Annotated in this window: 2 protein-coding genes; both read right to left on the reverse strand. The window is 40.7% G+C overall.

The genetic code is table 11. The features are described 5' to 3' along the window. Window positions 1-574: 574 nt before the first annotated feature. Window positions 575-781 carry a hypothetical protein gene (locus tag Q0117_RS08625; RefSeq protein ID WP_297924597.1) on the reverse strand — a complete coding sequence of 69 codons (207 nt, stop codon included), beginning with the start codon at window positions 779-781 and terminating at the stop codon, window positions 575-577. Further along, on the reverse strand, window positions 778-1,776 hold a 999-nt coding region (locus Q0117_RS08630), incomplete at its 5' end, for a calcium-binding protein (RefSeq protein ID WP_297924599.1). The genes Q0117_RS08630 and Q0117_RS08625, both read right to left, overlap by 4 nt.

Raw genomic sequence — 1,776 nt, forward strand, 5'->3', positions numbered from 1 at the left:
ATTTTACGATATGTTTATATTCGCCTATGCGCTCATAAATATATAGTAGGAAGTAGGATTTGTTTTATTGGAGCTTGCTTGGCAGAGCGTTTATCCGTTTTAACGTTTGCGTTATAAAGAGCTTTTTGCCGCTACCGGCTCTTTATCGCAATCTCTCATCAAATCCTCTACTCATATAAAAATTTCGCCGCATTTTACCCTTTTATTCTTACGGCATATTTAAAATTTAAAACTGCTTTGCCATATCGAATTTCAAGGTCTTTTGCTACTCTAAATTTTAAAATTTAAAGTCTGCGAAGGACGGGTAAAATTCTAAATTTCAAAGCCTCCGAGCTGCGCTAAATTTTAAAATCTAAAGCAAACAAAGCATGGGCTGTATGAAATTTTAAAATTCCAAATCCTAAAGACAAGATAAATTCTATACCTCTAGCCTGCACGAAATTTTAAAATTTCAGACTCACGGAAGCGGGGTAAATTTCAAAATTTTAAACCCGCAAAGGCTTGCTAAATTTTAAAATTTCGAGCAAGCAAAGGACGAGTAGAATTCTAAAATTTTATAATTTTAAATTCCACCCTACTTCGTCTTCTTTGCGCTGTCTTTGTTAGTCGTTGCGTTGGCATCGATGTAGCCCATCTGGGCGAGCTTTTCGTAGATTTGCATTATCACGGAACCTGCCGCGCTTCCGCCGCCGGTATTATGAAGCGGCGGCGTTTTGCGAGTTAGTTGTTCAGCGAAGCGCCGCGAGTATTTAAAGTACGCAGTGTGTGAGGGGGCGATCAATTCCCCCAGCCGCTCGCAAACATCTGCATGATATCCGGATTATTTTTCATATCATCCATCGAAATATTGCTCATACCGTTATTTGCGGCGTAAACGTTGAGATCCTCGATGATCTTATTGATTTTGCTGGCAGTGATATACTCTCCGCTAGCAAGCGCGATCTGCTCGATAGACGAGCCGCCGAATTGGTTATTTATACGAACGGTATCGTTTTCGCCGTATTTGAGAAGCAGATCATTATCAACCCTTTGGAAGGTGATGTTTTCTTTACTAATTCCCTCTTTAAATTTAATCTTATTTTCGCCAGAGGTATCTGATATAGTATCATTTCCATCCTCCTTTCCAAAAACATAGGTATCGTTACCCTCTCCGCCTTCTAATCGATCATCTCCTCCGTTTCCGTACAGGGTATTATCCTCATTATTGCCACGAAGCACATCATTACCTTCCGTTCCTTGGAAATATGTTTGTTTCCAGAATTCGTCAAATGACAAGGTTGTTCCGTCATGAAATTTAAATTTCTCTATTTTATATTCATCAGGGATAGCACCTATAGTGAATACGTCTAAAATTTCAATCCCATCGTTAGTGCCTCTTATAGATATGGTCATATCGGTAGAATAAAATCCGGTGCGCCTAACTATTAGATCGCTAAGAGAGATTCCTTCACCAAATTCTATGGTATCCGTTCCTCCGAAATCTTGAATAGTATCTTGCCCGTCTCCTTTATTAAAGATATAGGTATCGTCTCCATTGCTACCTTCCAATCTATCGTTGCCTGCTCCGCCGATTAGAATGTCATTGCCGTTATCGCCGTAGAGAGTGTCGTTATTTTCCGAGCCCACCATAATATCGTCACCGGCGCTGCCACTTGGGCTAGTGGTAATGTTTATTTTGCTCTGCATATCCTTACCGAGCGTGTCAAGATACTCGCTCAATACCCCTCGTTTATTCGCTCCGTATGCAAACTCGGCAAGTAGGCTAAGTCCTGCGGC

Origin of the sequence: uncultured Campylobacter sp. (genome assembly GCF_937997535.1) — a bacterium.
Classification (GTDB): Bacteria; Campylobacterota; Campylobacteria; order Campylobacterales; family Campylobacteraceae; genus Campylobacter_B.